The organism is Aquabacterium sp. CECT 9606 (assembly GCF_918741295.1).
In the GTDB taxonomy this organism is placed as follows: Bacteria; Pseudomonadota; Gammaproteobacteria; order Burkholderiales; family Burkholderiaceae_C; genus Aquabacterium.
The window spans coordinates 364,424-383,631 of record NZ_CAKKNB010000003.1; the positions used below are offsets into that span (position 1 = coordinate 364,424).

General features: G+C 63.3%; 15 protein-coding genes. 4 read left to right on the forward strand and 11 right to left on the reverse strand.

Annotation, left to right across the window (positions count from 1 at the left end; genetic code table 11):
• Complete coding sequence (locus LQ232_RS14395) at positions 1 to 999, forward strand: NRDE family protein (protein WP_230181035.1); 999 nt, start codon at positions 1 to 3, stop codon at positions 997 to 999.
• Here the strand turns inward: LQ232_RS14395 and LQ232_RS14400 are convergent.
• The 6 genes from LQ232_RS14400 to LQ232_RS14425 form a co-directional block, all read right to left on the reverse strand.
• Entirely contained in the window at positions 989 to 1,849 is an 861-nt protein-coding gene (locus LQ232_RS14400) for a YbgC/FadM family acyl-CoA thioesterase (protein ID WP_230181036.1), read from the reverse strand. The genes LQ232_RS14395 and LQ232_RS14400 overlap by 11 nt on opposite strands.
• A gap of 69 nt (positions 1,850 to 1,918) precedes the next feature.
• Positions 1,919 to 3,679, reverse strand: a complete 1,761-nt coding sequence (locus tag LQ232_RS14405; protein ID WP_230181037.1) for an AMP-binding protein — start codon at positions 3,677 to 3,679, stop codon at positions 1,919 to 1,921.
• Positions 3,680 to 3,830: 151 nt separating this feature from the next.
• Positions 3,831 to 5,120, reverse strand: coding sequence for an acetyl-CoA C-acetyltransferase (locus LQ232_RS14410; RefSeq protein WP_230181038.1), 1,290 nt, complete (start codon positions 5,118 to 5,120; stop codon positions 3,831 to 3,833).
• A 62-nt stretch (positions 5,121 to 5,182) separates the two neighbouring features.
• Positions 5,183 to 6,043, reverse strand: a complete 861-nt coding sequence (locus tag LQ232_RS14415) for a MaoC/PaaZ C-terminal domain-containing protein (protein ID WP_230181039.1) — start codon at positions 6,041 to 6,043, stop codon at positions 5,183 to 5,185.
• Between the two features lie 8 nt (positions 6,044 to 6,051).
• Positions 6,052 to 7,461 (reverse strand): 3-oxoacyl-ACP reductase, encoded by a 1,410-nt coding sequence (locus tag LQ232_RS14420; RefSeq protein ID WP_230181040.1) that lies wholly within the window; start codon positions 7,459 to 7,461, stop codon positions 6,052 to 6,054.
• A 133-nt stretch (positions 7,462 to 7,594) separates the two neighbouring features.
• Positions 7,595 to 8,368: a TetR/AcrR family transcriptional regulator gene (locus LQ232_RS14425; protein ID WP_230181041.1), complete on the reverse strand. Its 774-nt coding sequence runs from the start codon at positions 8,366 to 8,368 to the stop codon at positions 7,595 to 7,597.
• Between the two features lie 200 nt (positions 8,369 to 8,568).
• Here LQ232_RS14425 and LQ232_RS14430 point away from each other — a divergent pair, with 200 nt between their 5' ends.
• Complete coding sequence (locus tag LQ232_RS14430) at positions 8,569 to 9,705, forward strand: iron-containing alcohol dehydrogenase (RefSeq protein WP_230181042.1); 1,137 nt, start codon at positions 8,569 to 8,571, stop codon at positions 9,703 to 9,705.
• Here the strand turns inward: LQ232_RS14430 and LQ232_RS14435 are convergent.
• Genes LQ232_RS14435 through LQ232_RS14445 form a run of 3 tightly spaced genes read right to left on the reverse strand, consistent with a single transcriptional unit; the run spans position 9,675 to position 12,908 of the window.
• On the reverse strand, positions 9,675 to 11,009 hold the full coding sequence (locus LQ232_RS14435) for a hemolysin family protein (RefSeq protein WP_230181043.1): 1,335 nt from the start codon (positions 11,007 to 11,009) through the stop codon (positions 9,675 to 9,677). The two genes, LQ232_RS14430 and LQ232_RS14435, sit on opposite strands and share 31 nt — an antisense overlap.
• Positions 11,010 to 11,025: 16 nt before the next feature.
• Positions 11,026 to 12,096: a phospholipase gene (locus LQ232_RS14440; protein ID WP_230181044.1), complete on the reverse strand. Its 1,071-nt coding sequence runs from the start codon at positions 12,094 to 12,096 to the stop codon at positions 11,026 to 11,028.
• Between the two features lie 11 nt (positions 12,097 to 12,107).
• Positions 12,108 to 12,908 (reverse strand): glutathione S-transferase family protein, encoded by an 801-nt coding sequence (locus LQ232_RS14445; RefSeq protein WP_230181045.1) that lies wholly within the window; start codon positions 12,906 to 12,908, stop codon positions 12,108 to 12,110.
• 131 nt (positions 12,909 to 13,039) lie between these two features.
• Between LQ232_RS14445 and LQ232_RS14450 the strand changes: the two genes are divergently transcribed.
• Positions 13,040 to 13,822 (forward strand): PEP-CTERM sorting domain-containing protein, encoded by a 783-nt coding sequence (locus tag LQ232_RS14450; RefSeq protein ID WP_230181046.1) that lies wholly within the window; start codon positions 13,040 to 13,042, stop codon positions 13,820 to 13,822.
• Positions 13,823 to 13,877: 55 nt separating this feature from the next.
• Here the strand turns inward: LQ232_RS14450 and LQ232_RS14455 are convergent, their stop codons facing one another.
• Positions 13,878 to 16,226, reverse strand: a complete 2,349-nt coding sequence (locus tag LQ232_RS14455) for a Tex family protein (RefSeq protein WP_305878701.1) — start codon at positions 16,224 to 16,226, stop codon at positions 13,878 to 13,880.
• Positions 16,227 to 16,379: 153 nt separating this feature from the next.
• Between LQ232_RS14455 and LQ232_RS14460 the strand changes: the two genes are divergently transcribed.
• Positions 16,380 to 17,414, forward strand: coding sequence for a quinone-dependent dihydroorotate dehydrogenase (locus tag LQ232_RS14460; protein ID WP_230181047.1), 1,035 nt, complete (start codon positions 16,380 to 16,382; stop codon positions 17,412 to 17,414).
• Positions 17,415 to 17,419: 5 nt separating this feature from the next.
• On the opposite strand, the gene LQ232_RS14465 is transcribed toward LQ232_RS14460, so the two are convergent.
• The gene (locus tag LQ232_RS14465; protein WP_230181048.1) at positions 17,420 to 19,192 is read right to left on the reverse strand and encodes an HDOD domain-containing protein; all 1,773 of its coding nucleotides are present in this window, start codon (positions 19,190 to 19,192) and stop codon (positions 17,420 to 17,422) included.
• Positions 19,193 to 19,208: the final 16 nt, after the last annotated feature.

The window sequence follows — 19,208 nt, forward strand, 5'->3', positions numbered from 1 at the left end:
ATGTGTTTGGTGGCCGTGGCGCTGGATCAAAGCAGCCGTTTTCCCTTTGTGATGGCGGGCAACCGCGAAGAGTTCTTCGAGCGCCCCGCCAATCGGCTGGCCTGGTGGGAACCCGGGCAGGAGGCGCCTTCGATCCTGGGTGGGCGCGACCTGCAAGCTGGAGGCACCTGGCTGGGCCTGACGGCCCAGGGCCGACTGGGCGTGGTCACCAATGTGCGCGACCCTTCGCAAATGGATGAGGCTGCACCTTCACGCGGTGAGATCGTGCCCTTGTGGTTGCAGGGTGACACCCCGATGAACCGACTGTGGCCACGCCTGGCCATGTCTGGGTACAACGGCTTCAACCTGCTGACGGTGGACTTCGCCGAGGGCGAGGCCTATTGGGTGAACAACACCAAGCTGTACCCGCAGCGCCTGGAGCGTGGGCTGTATGGCGTGTCCAACGCTGGCTTGAACACGCCTTGGCCTAAAGTCCAGACCTTGAAGACCCGGATGAAGGCCGCCTTGAACAGCGCGACCGACCTCGATGGTTTGGTGGTGAGGCTGTTCGAAGCCTTGACCGACCCCACCATTGCCCCGGATGACAAACTGCCCTTCACCGGTGTGCCCTTGGAATGGGAGCGTCTGCTGTCGGCCGCTTTCGTGCGGTCTCCCGATGGCAAGTACGGCACCCGGTGCTCCACCTTGGTCATCACAGAGCGGGTAAACAAGCGCCTGGTCACCCATGTGCTGGAGCGCACATACTCAAATCAATCCAGCATGGCTTTGTTGCGCCGGGTGAGCTTGAAGAACTGGCCACCGCGCCACACCGACGCAGCATCGGAGTTGGCGCGCCTGGAGGTCGCCTTACCGCCGCCCGGCGTGCACCACGAAGACACGTTTGAAAGCAGCGACGTGTCGGAGCACGACAACCACGCCCTGTCGCCTCCACCTGCCGCTCGGAAAACACGTGCGCGCAGCCTGATCAAATCGGCGGCGAGCCGGCCAGTCAAAGCTTGAGTGTCATGACGATGTGGGGAATGCCCACCTCGTCAAACTCTGCGCCCTCTGTGATGAAGCCTGCGCGGCGGTAAAAGTCCTGGGCGCTGGTTTGAGCGTGCAGTGTCAGTCGTTGAACAGACCGCTGCCTTGCGGCGTCAATCAGCGCCTGCAAGACCTGTTGTCCCAGCCCCAGCGCCCTGCTGCCATTCAACACAGCCATGCGCCCGATCTTGGCCTCACCGGCTGGCAAGCTCGCCGTGATCAAGCGCCCGGTGGCCACGGGCAGGCCCGCCAGATTGGTGACCACCACATGCCAAGCCTTCGCATCGTCATCGTCCCATTCTTCTGACTCGGCAATGCCTTGCTCTTCGATGAACACCGCCATGCGCACCGCGCGGGCCATGGGTGCCAGCGTGGTCCAGTCACCGCCGTGCAACTCGTGCACGGGCGTCCCCAGCTTCTGCTGCTCCAACTGCAGGCGCATGGCCTGCGGCACCGGCGTCGGCCGGTTGGTGTCCAGGCTGACATAGACATACACCGTCTCGCCGGTGACCAGCAGGCGCCCGCTGGTGCGGATCTCCCATGCAAAAACCAGGGACGAGTTGCCCATGCGGTCGCAACGCACCCCGATGGACAGCCAGTCGCCAAAGCGGGCCGGCGCGTGGTACTGCAGCGAGTTGCTGCGCGCGAAAACGTCGCCCCCCAGGTGGGTGAAGGCCTCAGGGTAAGGCAGGCCCGAGGCCCGCCAATACTCGGACATGGCCGTGTCCAGGAAGTTCAGGTAGTGGCCGTTGAAGACCACCTTCTGGGCATCGACCTCGGACCAACGCACACGCAGATGGTGGTGAAACGAAAAATCAGTCGTCATGAAAAAAGCCCGCATGGGTGAGCATGCGGGCCATTGTCTGGCACAAGTGCCTAGGGTGTTTGAGTGGGCCTACTTCTTGTCGCGCAATTCGCGGCGCAGGATCTTGCCCACGGGCGACTTGGGCAGCTCTTCGGTGCGGAACTCGACGATGCGGGGGATCTTGTAGCCGGTGAGGTTCTTGCGGCAGTGCTCGATCACCGATTCCTTGGTCAGGCCCGGATTGCGCGGCACGATGATGACCTTGACGCGTTCGCCGGCCACGTCGTCCGGCACGCCGATGGCGGCCACTTCCTTGACGTCGGGGTGCATGGCGACCACGTCTTCGATCTCATTGGGGTACACGTTGAAGCCGGAGACCAGGATCATGTCCTTCTTGCGGTCCACGATCTTGCAGAAGCCCTTGTCATCGATGATGCCGATGTCACCGGTGGCCAGCCAGCCGTCCTTGTCCAGGACTTCGGCAGTGGCTTCGGGACGGTTCCAGTAGCCCTTCATGACCTGAGGGCCGCGCACACACAACTCGCCGGGCTCGCCGATGTCGGCCCAGGTGCCGTCTTCACGGCGCATGCGCACTTCGGTGGAAGGCACGGGCACACCGATCGAGCCGGTGAATGTGGGGCCTGGCTTGGAAATGTCGACCGGGGCTTGCGTCACGATGGGTGAGCACTCGGTCAGGCCGTAGCCTTCGACCACGGCATTGCCGGTGACTTCCTTCCAGCGTTCGGCCACATTGCGCTGCAGGGCCATGCCACCCGCGATGGACAGCTTCAGCTTCGAGAAATCCAGCTTGCGGAAAGCCGGGTCTTCCAGGAAAGAAGCGAACAAGGTGTTCACGCCGGTGATGCCCGAGAACTTCTCGTTCTTCAGGATCATCATCACGCGCTTGGTGTCGCGGGGGTTGGCGATCAGGATGTTGCGGCCACCCAGTGCCATGAAGATCAGACCGTTCACCGTCAGCGAGAAGATGTGGTACATCGGGATCAGGGTGACCACGGTTTCCGTCTCGCCCGTCAACTGGCCTTCGGCAAAGGCCAAGGCCTGCTGGCAGTTGGTGAGCACATTGCGGTGGGTGAGCATGGCGCCCTTGGCCACGCCGGTAGTGCCGCCGGTGTATTGCAAAAAGGCCAGGTCGTCAGGCTTGACGGCGACGGGCTTGACCTTGACCTTCGCGCCTTGCTTGAGCGCCTCACGCATCCAGGTGGCCGTGGGCAGGCTGTAGGCCGGCACCATCTTCTGCACCTTGCGCAGGATGAAATTCAGAGCCCAGCCCTTGGGGTTGAAGAAGCCCTCGGCCAGCAAGTCGCCGATCTGCGTCAGCACGATGTTCTTGACCTTGGTGCCGGCTTGCGCGTCTTGCAAGGTCTTGGCGAAGGTTTCCATCACGATGATGGTTTCGGCGCCTGAATCCTTGAGCTGGTGGTTCAATTCGCGCGCCGTGTACAGCGGGTTCACGTTGACCACAACCGCGCCGATGCGCAGCACGGCGAACAGCACGATCGGGTACTGGAAGATGTTGGGCAGCATGATCGCCACGCGATCGCCTTGCTTGACGCCCTTGCTCTGCAGGTAGCCCGCAAACTCCTTGACCAGGCGGTCAAGGCGGTCGTTGCTCATCTCGGTGCCAATGCTGACAAAGCCGGGGCGGTCGCGGAACTTGTTGATGCACTCGTCGAAATACTCGGTGAGTGACTGGTACTTGTTGATGTCGATGTCGTGGGCCACACCCTTGACATACGAGGACAACCAGATGCGGTTGGTGGTGCCGTCGGGGTTGACAATGGATTGCCCAGGCGTGTGTGCCGAGGCCGTGGCTGCTGCGGATGTGGTCATCGATGTCTCCTCGTATGCCTGCAATCGCTCATGGCGCTGCAGGAGGGGCTTTCCCGAGGCAAGGGTTGCCTCGAGTTGCCTGTTTAAGCGGACAAGTGTATCAACCTGTGAGGGGGGTTTGAAAGTCCCCCCTCGCAAATTTCATCAAGTTTTACCGCTCCAGGATGGCGACCACGCCCTGGCCACCTGCGGCACAAATCGAGATCAAGCCGCGGCCCGACCCCTTTTGGGCCAGCATCTTCGCCAGCGTGGCGACGATGCGACCGCCCGTGGCGGCGAATGGGTGGCCTGCGGCCAATGAGCTGCCGTTGATGTTGAGCTTGCTCATGTCGATCGAGCCCAAGGGCTGATCGCGACCCAGACGCTCCTTGCAGTACTTGGCATCTTCCCAAGCCTTCAGCGTGCACAACACTTGCGCGGCAAAGGCTTCGTGGATTTCATAGAAATCAAAGTCTTGCAGCTTGATGCCGGCGCGGTCGAGCATGCGGGGCACGGCATAGGCCGGGGCCATCAGCAAGCCTTCCTTCTTGTTGAAGAAATCAACCGCAGCCACTTCGCTGAAGGTGATGTAGGCCAGCACCGGCAGGTTGTGGGCCTTGGCCCATTCCTCGCTGCCCAAAAGCACGGCCGAGGCACCGTCGGTCAAGGGCGTGGAGTTGCCGGGTGTCAACGTGCCTTGGCCGGGCGCGACCTTCTTGTCAAAGCAAGGCTTCAGCGAACGCAGCTTTTCGATGGTCAGGTCAGCGCGCAGGTTATTGTCTTTGGTGACCCCCTTGAACGGGGTCATCAGGTCGGCAAAGAAGCCGTCGCTGTAGGCGCGGGCCAGGTTCTTGTGGCTCTTGAAGGTCAGTTGGTCCTGGTCTTCGCGGGCGATGCCCCATTCGCGCGACATCAGTTCGGCGTGCTCGCCCATCGAGAAACCAGTGCGGGGTTCGCCGTTGCGCGGAATGGCAGGCTTGAGCAGCATGCTGGGGCGGATTTTCGAGATGATCTTGAGCTGCGCCATCGTGCCCTTGGCGCGGTTGGCTTCCATCAGGATCTTGCGCATCTTCTCGTTGATGCCGATGGGCGCGTCAGAGGTGGTGTCCACACCGCCGCCGATGCCGCACTCGATGTGGCCGAGGGCGATCTTGTTGGCCACCAGCATGATGGCTTCCAGGCCGGTGCCGCAAGCTTGCTGCAGGTCGTAGGCTGGGGTTTCGGGGGCCAGCGTGGTCGACAGCACAGACTCTCGGACCAGGTTGAAGTCCTTCGAGTGCTTCATCACGGCGCCAGCGGCAACGTCACCCAGGCGTTCGCCATGCAGGTTGAAACGGTCGACCAGGCCTTGCAGCGTGGCGGTCAGCATGTCCTGGTTGGACACGTGCGAGTAAACGGTGTTGGAGCGGGCAAACGGGATGCGGTTGCCACCGATGATGGCGACGCGACGAATGGTGTTCATGGATGAATCCCCAGAGGTGAGATGCAAAAAAATGGATGAGTCAGATCAGGCGGCGGCAGTGATCAGTAAGTGACCCGGCCGCGCAGGTGGGGCTTGTCGCCCTTGGCATTGCGAACTTCGAACAGGGCACCGTCTTCCTGGCGGGCCGACCACAGCGAAGCGCGGGCGGGCAGGAACAAGGGCGTCTTGAACTCGACCACCGCCTCGGCCTGCTCGACCGGCTCGCGCGGCATCAGGGTGGCCAGGGCGCGGGCCTTGGTCCACATCCCGTGGGCGATGGCCTTGCGAAAGCCGAACATCTTGGCCGTGATGCCAGACAAGTGGATGGGGTTGATGTCGCCAGACACCCGGCCGTAGCGGCGGCCAATGCCACCCGCGGCGAAAAAATCCGCCTGATGCGACAACGGTGTCGGGTCAATCAAAGCCGAGGCGAAGGCCTGGCCCTTGGGCTGGCGGATGCCAAGGCGCAACAGGTACTGCGTGCCTTCCCAGACCAACTGACCATCACGGATGGCGCGCTGATCCAGCGTGAAGATCTGCCCTTTCTCATGGGCAATTAGCGGGCCGGTGCTGACCTCGATCCGCAACTCGTCGCCCACATTGATGCGTTGGAGTTGCTTGACGCTGTTGGCCAAGTGCACCGTGCCCATGGCCGGCCAGGGGTAGTACTTGGAGCCAAAGAACGCCATGGTCAGCGGAAACGCCAGCATTTGCGGAAAGGTGATGGGCACCCCATGCGCGCGGCTGAAACCACACACCCGCGAGTAGCTGGCGACGTTGGCCTCATCCACACGGACGCGCGGGCGCGCATAGGTCACCTCGGGCAAGGATTCGATCACCCCCGGCCGTTTGGTGCTGGACTGCATCGCCCGCACGTACATGGTGACGGGGTTGACCAGCTTGTTGACTTCAATGAGCTTCATGGCAGATCTCAGGCGCCAATCAGGCTTTGGCCGCACACGCGGATCACGTTCGAGGTGACGCCGCTGGAGGCCGGGCTGGCGTACCAGGCAATGGCTTCGGCCACGTCTTCAGGTTGGCCGCCCTGGCTCATGGAGTTCATGCGGCGGCCGGCTTCGCGGATGGCAAAGGGGATGGCGGCGGTCATCTGCGTTTCGATGAAACCAGGGGCCACGGCGTTGATGGTGATGCCGCGCTCGGCGAAGATCGGGGCGGTGCCCTGCACCATGCCCACGACACCGGCCTTGGAAACCGCGTAGTTGGTCTGGCCCATGTTGCCCGCCAGGCCCGAGATCGACGACACGCAAATGATGCGGCCACCGCTCTTGATCGCGCCGGATTCAACCAGCGCGTCGTTGATGCGCTCTTGCGTCGACAGGTTCACGTTGACCACCAGCTGCCAGAGGTGTTCCTTCATGTTGGCGATGGTCTTGTCGCGGGTGATGCCGGCGTTGTGCACGACGATGTCCCAACCGCCCTGGGCCTTGGCGGCCTCGACCAGCTTTTGCGGGGCGTCGGCCGCGCCAATGTCCAGCGCAATGGCGGTGCCGTTCAGCTTCTTGGCCACTTCATCCAGGCCGGCCTGGGCTTGGGGCACGTCCAGGCAGATCACTTCGGCGCCGTCACGGGCCATGATCTCGGCGATGGCCGCACCAATGCCGCGCGATGCGCCAGTGACCAGCGCCTTCTTGCCGGCCAGGGGCTTGTTCCAGTCAGCAGGAATGGCTTGTGGACCCACGATCCCGCCGATGCGGATGACCTGGGCCGAGACGTAGGCTGATTTGGGCGACAGCAGGAAGCGCAGGGTCGATTCGACATTGCCCTCGGCGCCTTCGGCAACGTAGACCAACTGGGCATTGATGCCCTTCTTCAGTTCCTTGCCCAGCGAGCGCGTCAGGCCTTCCAGCGAGCGCTGTACAGCGGCCTTGCGTGGGCTCTTGCACGACTCGGGCGGACGGCCGATCACGACCACGCGGCCACAAGGCAGCACCGAGCGAGCGGCATCGTGGAAGAACCAGTACAGCGCGTCGGACTGCGTGCTGTCGTCCAGGCCGGTGGCGTCGAACACCAGCGCCTTGACCTTCTCACCTGGCTTGCCATCGGTGCCCCAGCGGCCGGTGGTCAGGCCCACCTTGTTGGCCACCGCCACCCATTGGGGCAACTTGGCATGGGCCAGGGTCTGGGCCGAGATGGATTTGAAGAAACTGGCCAGCGAATCCAGCATCGGGGTTTCGCCCGCGCCACCGATCAGAACGGTGCCTTGAACAACGGGCTGGCCTTCTTTGTAGCGCTCCAGCGGCAATGGCTTGGGCAGGCCCAAGGCATTGATGAGCTTGGCGCCCATGGGCGAATTGGCAAAATCAAGGTAACCGTCTTTCATACTGATCGCTTCGAGAAAAACAGCCGGACGGCGTGCACAGCCGCCACGGCCTGGTTGGGATCAAGAGGCGGCAACCACGCCGCCCCACCGTTGGCCGGTGCATCCATCGCGCACCGCACCCTCACCAGCCCGTTCAGGCTGAGGAGCTCGCAGCTTCAATGGGCTGCGTGTCTGAGGAAATGGGAAACAAGCCCTGGCTGGGAAAACCAGGGATCTTCAAGATGTGTCCAAACAAGGTGTCGTGCTCGGCGTCTGGCAAGGGGGCCTTCAAGGCCGCGACCATCAGCGATGCCAAGCGCGACAGGATCAGGGATTCGTCATCGCCCTCACCCCGTGTGAAGTCACGGATCAGGCGCTGGGTGTTGCCACCGGCCAGGATGCCCGACAAGGCACCCATGGCGAAATGCAGCCTGAAACCCAGCTCACTGCGGTTCAGATCGGGCAAAGTGCGCTGGAAGGCCAGGAAAAACCGGCCCAGCGTCTCGATGTAATGGTTGTTGATGAAGTCGCGCACCACGGGCGACGGGTCGGTGTAGGCCCGCCCCAGGAAGTGCAGGTAGCGCTCGGCCGCCGGAGTGCCGCTGCGGAAAATCCGCACAGCCGGCAAGAACATGGCGACGAGCACGTGCTCACAGGTCAAATCACCGTGCAGGGTGTTCTCAAACCACTCGAGCATGGCCACGCGCTGGGCATTGAGCTGGTCAAGTTGGCGTGCCAGCACGGCGTGGATCAGCGCATCCTTGCTGCCAAAGTGGTAGTTCACCGCTGCCAGGTTGACGCCGGCCGCCGTGGTGATCTGACGCATGGACATCGACTCGAAGCCGCCGGAGACGAACAAAACCTCAGCCGCATCCAGGATGCGGGACTTGGTGTCCGTGGGTGACAAGCGGGGAGCGGCCGTTGGCATGGTCAGATTGATCTCCGGGATACGAACGTTTCAAACGCCCGTTTCATCTCATTGGGTGCGTATGGTATTGCACCTTTGGGCTGCTGGTGCAACTGTTTTCGAACAAAAATCCGGTCTCCCCCTCACTGCGGGGGCTTTCTTGGTGCACCGATGTAAAGTGCGCCCTACCCGCGTTTGACACCGTCTTCTGTACAAAAGCCATGTCCACGATCCTCTACCTCACCCAGATCCAATTTGAGTTTGGTGCCATACAACTGCTGGCCTCGGAGTGCGAGCGGGTTGGCATCAAGCGGCCTTTGATCGTCACCGACGCGGGCGTGCGCGCGGCGGGCGTGCTGCAAAAGGCGCTGGACGCCCTGAAGGATTGGCCAGTCACGATTTTTGACCAGACCCCGCCCAACCCGACCGAGGCCTCGGTGCGTGCTGCGCATGAGGTGTGGACACAGGCCAAGTGCGACGGCCTGATCGCCGTGGGCGGTGGCTCCAGCATCGACCTGGCCAAGGGCCTGGCCATCATGGCCACCCACCCCGGACCTTTGAAAACCTACGCCACCATCGAGGGCGGCTCACCCAAGATCACCGGGCAGGCGGCGCCCTTGATCGCGGTGCCGACCACGGCCGGCACCGGCAGCGAAGTGGCACGCGGCGCGATCGTGATCGTTGACGACGGCCGCAAGCTGGGCTTCCACTCCTGGAACCTGATGCCCAAGGCGGCCATTTGCGACCCTGAGCTGACCCTGGGCCTGCCCCCTGCCCTGACGGCGGCCACCGGCATGGACGCCATCGCCCACTGCATGGAAACCTTCATGGCGCCTGCCTTCAACCCACCGGCCGACGGCATCGCGCTGGACGGCCTGGAACGCGCGTGGCACCACATCGAGCGCGCCACCAAAGACGGCAGCGACCGCGAGGCCCGCCTGAACATGATGAGCGCCTCGATGCAAGGCGCCATGGCGTTTCAAAAAGGCCTGGGCGCTGTGCACAGCCTGAGCCACAGCCTGGGCGGTGTGAACCCCAAGCTGCACCACGGCACCTTGAACGCGATGTTCCTGCCCGCCGTGATCCAGTTCAACTCGCAGGCCGAATCAATCAAGAAAGAGCGCCGCCTGGAGCGCATGGCCCACGCCATGGGTTTGGCCAGCGCGGGCGACATCCCCCAAGCCATCCGCGATCTGAACGCGCGTCTGGGTTTGGCCAAGGGCCTGGGCGAATTGGGCGTTCAGCGCGACTGGTTCGACAAGGTGGTTGATGGCGCGATGAAAGACCATTGCCACAAGACCAACCCTCGCATCGCCACCGCAGAGGATTACGTCGAGCTGCTGTCAGCGTCGATGTGATAGGTGGCCGGGGTCGCAAGCTCCCTGGTCACCATCACCTGGTCGATCTTGTAGCTGTCGACGTCCATGACCTCGAAGCGAAAGCCCCCCCAGACCACCACATCGGTGCGTTTGGGGATGCGGCGCAGCATGACCATCATGAAGCCGGCCAGGGTTTCATAGTCTTCCTGCAAGGGCAGATCGTCAAGCTCCAGCGCTTGCATCACGTCCGGGATGGGCGTCATGCCGTCGATCAGCCAGGAATTGGCGTCGCGCTGCACGATCTGCTCCTCGTCCATCGAGATCACCAGGCCGCCCATCACCGTGCTCATCACATCGTTGATGGTGATGATGCCCACCACCAGGCTGTATTCGTTGACGATGACGGCAAAGTCATCTTGCGCTTGGCGAAACTGCGTCAGCAATTCGGACAAGGTCAGGCGATCGGGAACGATCAGCACCTTGTTGATCAGGCCATCGGCTTCGAGTGAGATGGGCAGCGAGTTCAGCACCCGGCTCAGCAGGTGCTTTGAATCGACATAACCCACCACGTGGTCGATGCTGCCCTTGCAGACCAGGTAGGTGGAGTGCGGGTATTGGTCGATGCGGGCGCGGATCAGCAACTCGCTGTCGTCCAGCAGGAAGTGCACGATGCGCTCGCGGCCGGTCATGGCGCTGGTCACCGTGCGGGTTTCCAGCTCGAACACGTTTTCAATGACCTGGTGCTCGCGGGCGGCCAGCACACCGGCTTCGGCGCCGGCATGGGCCATGGCGCGGATGTCATCGGAGGTGATGCTGTCGTCACGCCGGGTGGGCAGGCCCAGGAGCTTGAACAAGGCGTCCGTCAGGTGGCTGAAGAACCACACCACAGGCCTGAAGACCGCGAGGAAGATCCGCATCGGGCCGACCACGCTGACCGCCACCTTCTCGGGCGCGACCATGCCCAGGCGCTTGGGGAACAGGTCGGACAGCAAGATGAACAGGCTGGTGACAATGACGAAAGACAGCAACAGCCCTGCAGTTTCAGCCCGCTCGGGCGAGACCTGGAAAGTGCGCAAGATCATCTGGATGAAGGGGGAAAATGCGCCCTCGCCCACGATGCCGCCGAGAATGGCCACGCTGTTCTGGCCGATCTGGATGACGGTGAAGTAATCCCCGGGTTGGTCTTGCACGTGCATGACCTGCTGGGCGCGCACGTCGCCTTGCTCCAGCATCTGGCGCAGGCGAACGCGGCGCGAGGCGGCCACGGCCAGTTCGGCGGTTGAGAAAAAAGCGCTGACCGCGATGAGCGCGGCAATCAGCATCAGGCTGACGGTGGAGTCCATGAAACCAGTGTAGCGATCACAGGGCCCGGACTTCCGAGATGGGGCAGCCTCGGTGCAACCAATCGCCCCACTCCTGCGCCAGGCGTTCACTTTCCGCCACGGCCCCGCCCCAGTGGCGCACGCGTTGAGAAAAATCCAGCGCGGTGAAATCCTGGCGGTCAGGCAATTTGCCGCCTGGCAATTGCGCAATCCACTCGGGATTGGGCGCCAGCAAAACCATGTTGCTCAGACCCGGCGTGGGCAGGTGGCGGCGCTTGAATGACTTGTCCAGCCAGCCCGGCACGATTGATTGCTGGAAATGGGGATAGAGCACCAGACCGCTGTCCATGGAGGTGAAGTTCCAGTGGAAATGGTAGTCGACCAGGCCCCCGTCCCAGTGCGCGCCACGGGTGGCCCCGGGGATGTCGCGCACGGCATCCAGCAAGAAAGGGATGCTGCATGAAGCCTGCAACGCGGGCTTGAAATTCTCGGCGGTCAGTGCCCAACGCGCGGTGGGCAGGTCGCTCAAAGCCACGGGCAAGGCCTCACCAGCCGAAGAAAAGACATTGCGCTCCAGGAATGCGCCCACGCTGCGGCGCGACATGGCGTTGCCCAGGGCCAGGCCCGCGAAACCCAAGGGCGTGCGCATGGGTGTTCCGGGGCGCAGAAGCTGCCGCCCGCGGGCCGTGACCACATGCAGGCGCCAGCGAGGATGGGACAGCATGCCCTCTGTGTCCGCGCCAAAGAAAGTGTCCAGCACCTGGCCGAAGCTGGCGCTGACGCGCTGGGGCGACGGCATCTTCTGCCCGGCGTCAGGCTCGTAGTGCTGGTGAACGTAATCGTGCGCCAGGCGCTGGAAGGCTTTGGCGGGCGAAGGCATGGTGGCGGCGGCCATTCGCCAGGCGCCGATGGAGGCGCCAACCAGATGCAGGGTGTGTTGGGTCGGGGCCAGCCACTCCCCAAACAACTGGCGATCCAGGTGGGTCAGGATCAAACCTTTGGGGCCACCCGCCGCCGCCGGGATCAAACGGACGTCGCCCGGGTTCAGCCCATGCTGTTCAATGTGGCGGCGAGCAACGGGGCCTGCGTAGATATGCAAGGCTTTCATGGTGGTCTTCGTCAAGCGACAGCTTGAACCTCCAGGCCGGCTTGGCCTGTGCGATGGGCCTTGTATACGCGCCGCACCCATTCAACGCAAGGCCGGTTGGCCAGCCAGGTGGGCGAATGGCCCGCCCCCTGGCGGAACTGCGCAGTGCCATAGATGGGGTGCTGGTCTGGACACGCCAGCGGCGCCAGGATCGAGGCTGCGGTGATGTCGGCCACTGAAAACTGGTGCCCCACCAGGTATTGGCGCCCATCACTCAAGCGGCCATCCAGCCAGGCCAGTGCTTGCTGTATGCGCAAGGCCGATTGCGCAGCGTCCTCGGCATTGATTCGCAAGCGCCGTTTGAAGATCCACTTCGTCAGAGGGAAGAACAACCTGACCAGGCGCGCCTGGTGCCGATTGGCGTGCTGGGTCCACATCGCCAGAACCCGCGCGTCGTCGTCCAAGGCCGCGTGGTACAGGTACCGGGCAACGTCATTGCCAATGGCATCGAAACGCTCTTCAATGCCCATGATGTCTTCGCTCAGCCCCGGATGGCGTGGCATCACGGCCAATGGGCCTCGGTGCTCGTCCAGCCATTGCAGGATCTGGGTGCTGTCCTGAATGTGCTCAAGCTCGCCATTGGCCTGGCGAACCTCCAGGATGGGCAAGGTGGTTTCGCCCTGTCCGCCCATGCGCAAGGCGGGCACCACGTGCAAGGTGGGCGTCATCACCACCTCGGTGAAGCTCAGGCCTGAAGCGTCCAATGTCCAGCGGATTTTTTCGCTGAAATGCGACATGGCGAAGGTGTAAAGGGTCAGGCTTTCGGTGAACATCGCTGCCAGGATACTCCAGCGCCCAAGCGCGCGCTGGGGGCCGCCACCCACTTGGGTGTTGACGCCCGCCTGGGCCCGCGAGAGATAATCCCAAGAGTTTTTTTCACCATCCAATCAGGGAGATTGACTTCATGTCGTTGAACAAATTCGTGTGCGCTGGCTTGCTGACGGCAGGGTTGTCATGCCTCACCCCCGCGATGGCCGCTCCTGTGTCGTACACCTTTTCAACGGGCGCCGCGATTGGCGGCCCTGCTGAACTGACCCACTTGCTGAGCGGACTGACGGTGTCGGGTTCGTTCGTCTACGACCAAACCGTGCCCTTGCTGGGTTCGTCTGGCGATCTCGGTTTTGAGCCTGGCTACAGCATCTATGCCACACCTGGATCGCCGGATCAGGCCTTTCGCACCCTCACCGGCTCCGTGGGCGCCTACCAATTTTCCGACATCGCCGGCTCTGCCAGTATCCGTAATGCCAACACCGGTGTGCCCAGCGCCACTATGTTGGACATCATTTCCCTGACGTCCGATCCCACCGTGAAGGCCGGCACGAACACCACGCCCGCCGACTACGACCGCCAGCTGCAAGGCTTCACGCTGGGCAACTACACCCTGCACAACGTTCGCCTGTACTGGATCGGTGGTGTGGGTGGCGGCGCTTTCAACTTCCTGAGCGACAGCGCCCTGCCCGCCGAGCTGCCAACTTTTCAAGGTCGCCTGGCGTTTGATTTCGTTCGCACGGACGATCCCACCAACCTGGCCAACATTCCCTACTATTCGAACACCGTGACGTTTGGCGGGTTGACCGTTCAGGCCGCCGCGGTGCCCGAGACCGACACTTACCTGATGGCCCTGGTGGGCTTGGGGCTGGTGGGCGTGGCGGTGCGTCGTCGCCAACAGCGGTCGCTGAAGGCTTGATCGAAAAAGGGAGCCTCGGCTCCCTTTTTTGCATCCCAAGCGCTTTTTGCCCGACTCAGCGCTTGGCCTGCAACTTTGCAAACGCCGCCGCCATGGCCGATTGCTCCTGAGGTTGAGCATTCGATGACCCGCCACGCGGCGCATTGAAGCGTTCATTGCGCGCCGCCGGCCGGTAGTTGTTGTCACCCTTGCCCGCCGCGCCCTTGGCTGGCATGGCCGTGTCCAGCTTCATGGTCAGCGAAATGCGTTTGCGGGCCAAGTCCACCTCCAGCACCTTCACCTTCACGATGTCGCCAGTCTTGACCACTTCGCGCGCGTCGTTCACGAACTTGTTGGCCAACTGGCTGACGTGGATCAGGCCGTCCTGGTGCACGCCCAGATCGACAAAAGCGCCGAACTGCGCCACGTTGCTGACCGTGCCTTCCAGGACCATGCCCTCTTGCAGATCCTTGATGTCGTCCACGCCATCATTGAAACGCGCCACCTTGAAGTCGGGACGTGGATCGCGGCCTGGCTTTTCCAGCTCGGTCAGGATGTCCTTGACGGTGACGATGCCGAACTTCTCGTCGGCAAACGCCTCGGGCCGCAGCGTGCGGATCACGTCAGAGCGGCCCACCAGCTCGCCAATGGGCTTGCCTGAAGCCGCGATCATCTTCTCGATGACGGGATAGGTTTCGGGGTGCACGCCCGACATGTCCAGCGGGTTGTCGCCATCGCGGATGCGCAAAAAGCCCGCGGCCTGCTCGAACGTTTTGGCGCCCAGGCCAGCCACGTCCATCAGTTGCTTGCGGTTCTTGAAGGCGCCGTTCGCATCGCGCCAACGCACGATGCTGTTGGCCACCGTGGTGCTCAGGCCCGACACGCGCGACAGCAGCGGCGCCGAGGCGGTGTTCAGGTCCACGCCCACGGAGTTCACGCAGTCTTCGACCACGGCGCTCAGGGTGCGGGCCATCTCGCTCTGGTTGACGTCGTGCTGGTACTGGCCCACGCCAATGCTCTTGGGGTCGATCTTGACCAGTTCGGCCAGCGGGTCCTGCAGGCGGCGGGCGATGGACACGGCGCCGCGCAGGCTCACGTCCAGGTCGGGCAACTCCTTGCTGGCGAACTCGGAGGCCGAGTAAACCGAAGCGCCGGCCTCGGACACCACGACCTTCTCAATCATGGTGCCGGGTGCCAATTGCTGGATGCGCTTGATGAGGTCGGCGGCCAGCTTGTCGGTCTCGCGGCTGGCGGTGCCGTTGCCAATGGCGATCAGGTTCACGCCGTGCGTGGCGCACAAGCGGCCCAGGGTGTGGATCGAGCCTTCCCAGTCCTTGCGCGGCTCGTGCGGGTAGACGGTGCTGGTGTCGAGCACCTTGCCGGTGTCGCTGACCACGGCCACCTTCACGCCCGTGCGAATGCCGGGGTCCAGGCCCATGACCACGCGCTTGCCGGCGGGCGCGGCCAGGAGCAGATCGCGCAGGTTTTCTGCAAAAACCTTGATGGCGGTTTTTTCAGCGTCTTCGCGCAGCCGTGAGAACAAGTCGCGCTCCAGGCTCAGGCTCAGCTTGACCTTCCAGGTCCAGCCGATGGTCTTGCGAATGAGGTCGTCCGACGCGCGCTTGCTGTGGCTCCAGCCCAGGTGACGGGCGATGCGGCCTTCGGCCATCGTGGGTTGGCCGGGCACGATCTCTTCGTCGAGCACCAGCTTGGCATCCAGAAATTCAAGGGTGCGGCCACGGAACACGGCCAGGGCGCGGTGCGAGGGCACCGTGCGGATGGGCTCATCGTAGTCAAAATAGTCGCGGAACTTGGACACATCCGGGTTTTGCTCGTCCTTGCCGTCCATCAGCTTGGACTTGAACAGGCCCTCTTCCCACAACCAGTCGCGCATCTTGCCGATCAGGGTGGCGTCTTCGGCCCAGCGCTCGGAGAGGATGTCGCGCACGCCATCGAGCACGGCGAAGGTGTCGGCAAAGCCGCCGTCGGCGTTGATGAAAGCTGCGGCTTCAGCTTGCGGATCCAACGATGGATCGGCGAACAGCTTGTCGGCCAGCGGCTCGATGCCGGCTTCGCGGGCGATCATGGCTTTGGTACGGCGCTTCTGCTTGTATGGCAGGTACAGGTCTTCCAGCTCTTGCTTGGTGGGGGCGGCCTCGATGGCGGCGCGCAGCTCGGGCGTGAGCTTGCCTTGCTCGTCAATGCTCTTGATGACGGCCTCGCGGCGGTCTTCCAGCTCGCGCAGGTAGGTCAGGCGCGCTTCCAGGTCGCGCAACTGCGTGTCGTCCAGGCCATCGGTGGCTTCCTTGCGGTAACGGGCGATGAAGGGCACGGTGGCGCCGCCATCCAGCAGCTCGACGGCGGCGTTGACTTGGGCAGGCCGAACCTTCAGTTCGGCCGCGATTTGCATCAGGATCTTGTTCAAGCGGGTGCCCTAGGGAGAAACCAGAAAAAATGCGATCGCATCGCATCGATCAGGGGGCGCAGTTTGCCATAGGCGCCGCGCCGATTTCCGCCCCGCCAATCTGGGACAATGCACGACCTGCGCCCTGGCGTGCCCCTTCGCTTTTGTTTGTCCATGCCCCTGATTCCCTACGCCCTGTCCCGCGCCGTCCTGTTCAATCTGGACCCGGAAGTTGCCCACGAACTGACCATGGGCGCCCTGGCACGGTTTCAAAACACGCCGCTGGACTGCGCCTGGGGCGCCAGCCGGGTCAGCGATCCGGTCGAGATCGCTGGGCTGAAGTTCCCCAACCGCATCGGCATGGCCGCTGGACTGGATAAAAACGGTCGGTGCATCGACGGCCTGGGCGCCATGGGCTTTGGCTTCGTCGAGGTGGGCACGGTCACCCCCAAGCCGCAGCCCGGCAATCCCAAGCCCCGCATGTTCCGGCTGCCGCAGGCCAATGCGCTGATCAACCGCCTGGGTTTCAACAACGATGGCCTGGATGCCTTCGTGAACAATGTGCGGCGCGCGCGTTTCCGCACGCAGGGCGGCATCCTGGGCTTGAACATCGGCAAGAATGCCAGTACCCCCATCGAGAACGCGGTAGACGACTACCTGATCGGCCTGGAGGGCGTCTACCCCTGGGCCGATTACGTGACAGTGAACATCTCGTCGCCCAACACGCAGAACCTGCGCAGCCTGCAAAGCGACGAGGCGCTTGACCGCCTGTTGGGCGCATTGCAAACCCGCCGCCAAGCCTTGATGGCACGCGACAAGCGCCACGTGCCCATGTTCGTGAAGATCGCGCCTGATCTGGACGAGACCCAGGTGGGTGTGATCGCGGCCACCTTGCAGAACAACGGCATCGATGGCGTGATCGCCACCAACACCACGATCAGCCGCGAGGCCGTCAAAGGCATGGCGCATGCAGAAGAAGCTGGCGGCCTGAGTGGCGCGCCCGTGTTCGAGGCCAGCAACCAGGTCATCCGCCAGTTGCGCGCCGCCTTGGGCCCGCGCTTTCCCATCATCGGCGTGGGCGGGGTCATGAGCGGGGCCGACGCGCGTGCCAAACGCGACGCGGGGGCCGACCTGGTTCAGGTCTACACAGGCTTGATCTACCAGGGGCCGGCACTGGTGACCGACTGCGCACTGGCGCTCAAGAATTAACCCGCTTATTGACCGGTTTTGGCAGACGCCACGGGCGCGTCCACCAGGCGCACCGAAGTCTCGAGCGCTTCCTGGCAATCCTTGAAGCTCAAGCCCAGGGCGCGGGCGTAGCGCGTGAAGCAATGGTTCAACTGGGCTTGCGCGCGTGCTGGTTCGGCACCCACGGCCGTGGTGAGCTCATTGGCCAGGCTGGCCACCGCGCGCAGCGTCTCTTCCCGGTCATCGGGTCGGCGCACGGGCGATGACTTGTTCAAGGGACGCGCTGCCTGCTGCAACTTGTCGTCCATGCCCCAATAACGCATCACGGCGATCGACAACTCCTCCATGTCGACACCCAGCACGGCACCAGCGGCGGCTTCCATGTTCATCCCAGGCGTGGGGGGGCTGGTTGCATCGGGTGGTGGCCCGGGTTGCATGAGCCGGTCAATCTGGGCAGCCTCGTCGGGAAAGTGATAGCGCACCAGCAAATGCCCCAGGCGCTGCGAGATGGCGGCGACCAGGGCTTCTTCGTCGCTGATGGAGAACGGGGCCAGCAGGCGGGCGATGTGCCCCGCGATGCAAGTGCGGCGCAGCTCGTTTTCAAGGGCGGTCTGGGCCGCAGGTGTGGGTGCATCAGGCCCGGCTTTTGACTCGGCCACCGCCAACGCGCCCGGCCAAGGACGCAACACCGAAGACACATTGCGCAAACCGAGTTGACCCATCAGCACCACGGATCGGGTGATGGTGGTCACGTGGTCATCGCTGATCCCTGTTTGAAAACGCGCCGTGTTCACGCTGCGCAGCAACTCCCACACCAGGCCGGGGTCCTTGGCGATGACATCAACAATGTCGTCCACGCGCAGGTTGTCCTTGCCCAGCGACTGGTTGAATGCACGGCCCATGCGCGGTCGGCTGGGTAAACTGCCCACCGTGTTCAGTCGGTCGATCAACAAGGCCAAGGGGCCGCCCGACTCCTGCTCATTGGTCTTGATCCAGCCTTGCAAGGCGGCCAGCAGGGTGCGCGCGTTCAGATAGCGCTGGCGCTGCTGGCGGTCGGTGGATCGGTTCACGATGGCCCGCAGGGTATCGGGCACCGGCTGGGTTGCCGACCAGGGCAGGCGCACGATCTCGCGCCCAACGCGTTGAGCGGCGCTGCAAAGATCGGGATCGTCCAGCGCGGGCCCGCCGGCCAACAAGCGGTACATCAGCAAGCCCGCCATCAGCACATCGTGTTCTGCGTCGGCCCGCTGCTGCTGCAAGCCGGCCACGGCCCGGGGTTTGCCGGGCACTTCCGCCATGAAACCCACGCCCAGGCCGACCAAGCTGGCCCGTCCTTGGTTGTCGATCAACACGTTGTGCAGGCCCAGATCACGGTGGGCCACGCCGGCCTCGTGCGCATAAGCCAGGCCTTCCAGCACGTCCACCATCCAGCCCACCATCTCCACCAAGGTGGGCTGTGGCCCTGAGGCCAGGCGTTCAAGCAGCGAGACACCGCTCCCACGGTGAGCGCTGACGAAGGGCCAGCCATCCTGGATGCTGATTTCCAGCACATCGGCCAGCCGCGGGTGCTTCAGGCGGGCAGCGGCTTGAACATCCTGGTGCCATGCCTCCAACTCCTTGGGCGGACGAGGCTGCGCACGTGGCACGCACAGCACCACTTCGTGCTGCAACCTCGGATCCATCGCCCGCCACGTGGTCGCCGACAGCGTACGGCTGAGCAATTGGCGCAACTCAAAGCGGCCAAAATGCGGAACCGGCGGTGACGAAGGTGGCGTGATGACGGCCATGGGCGATGACAAGTGCTTTTTTCATGGG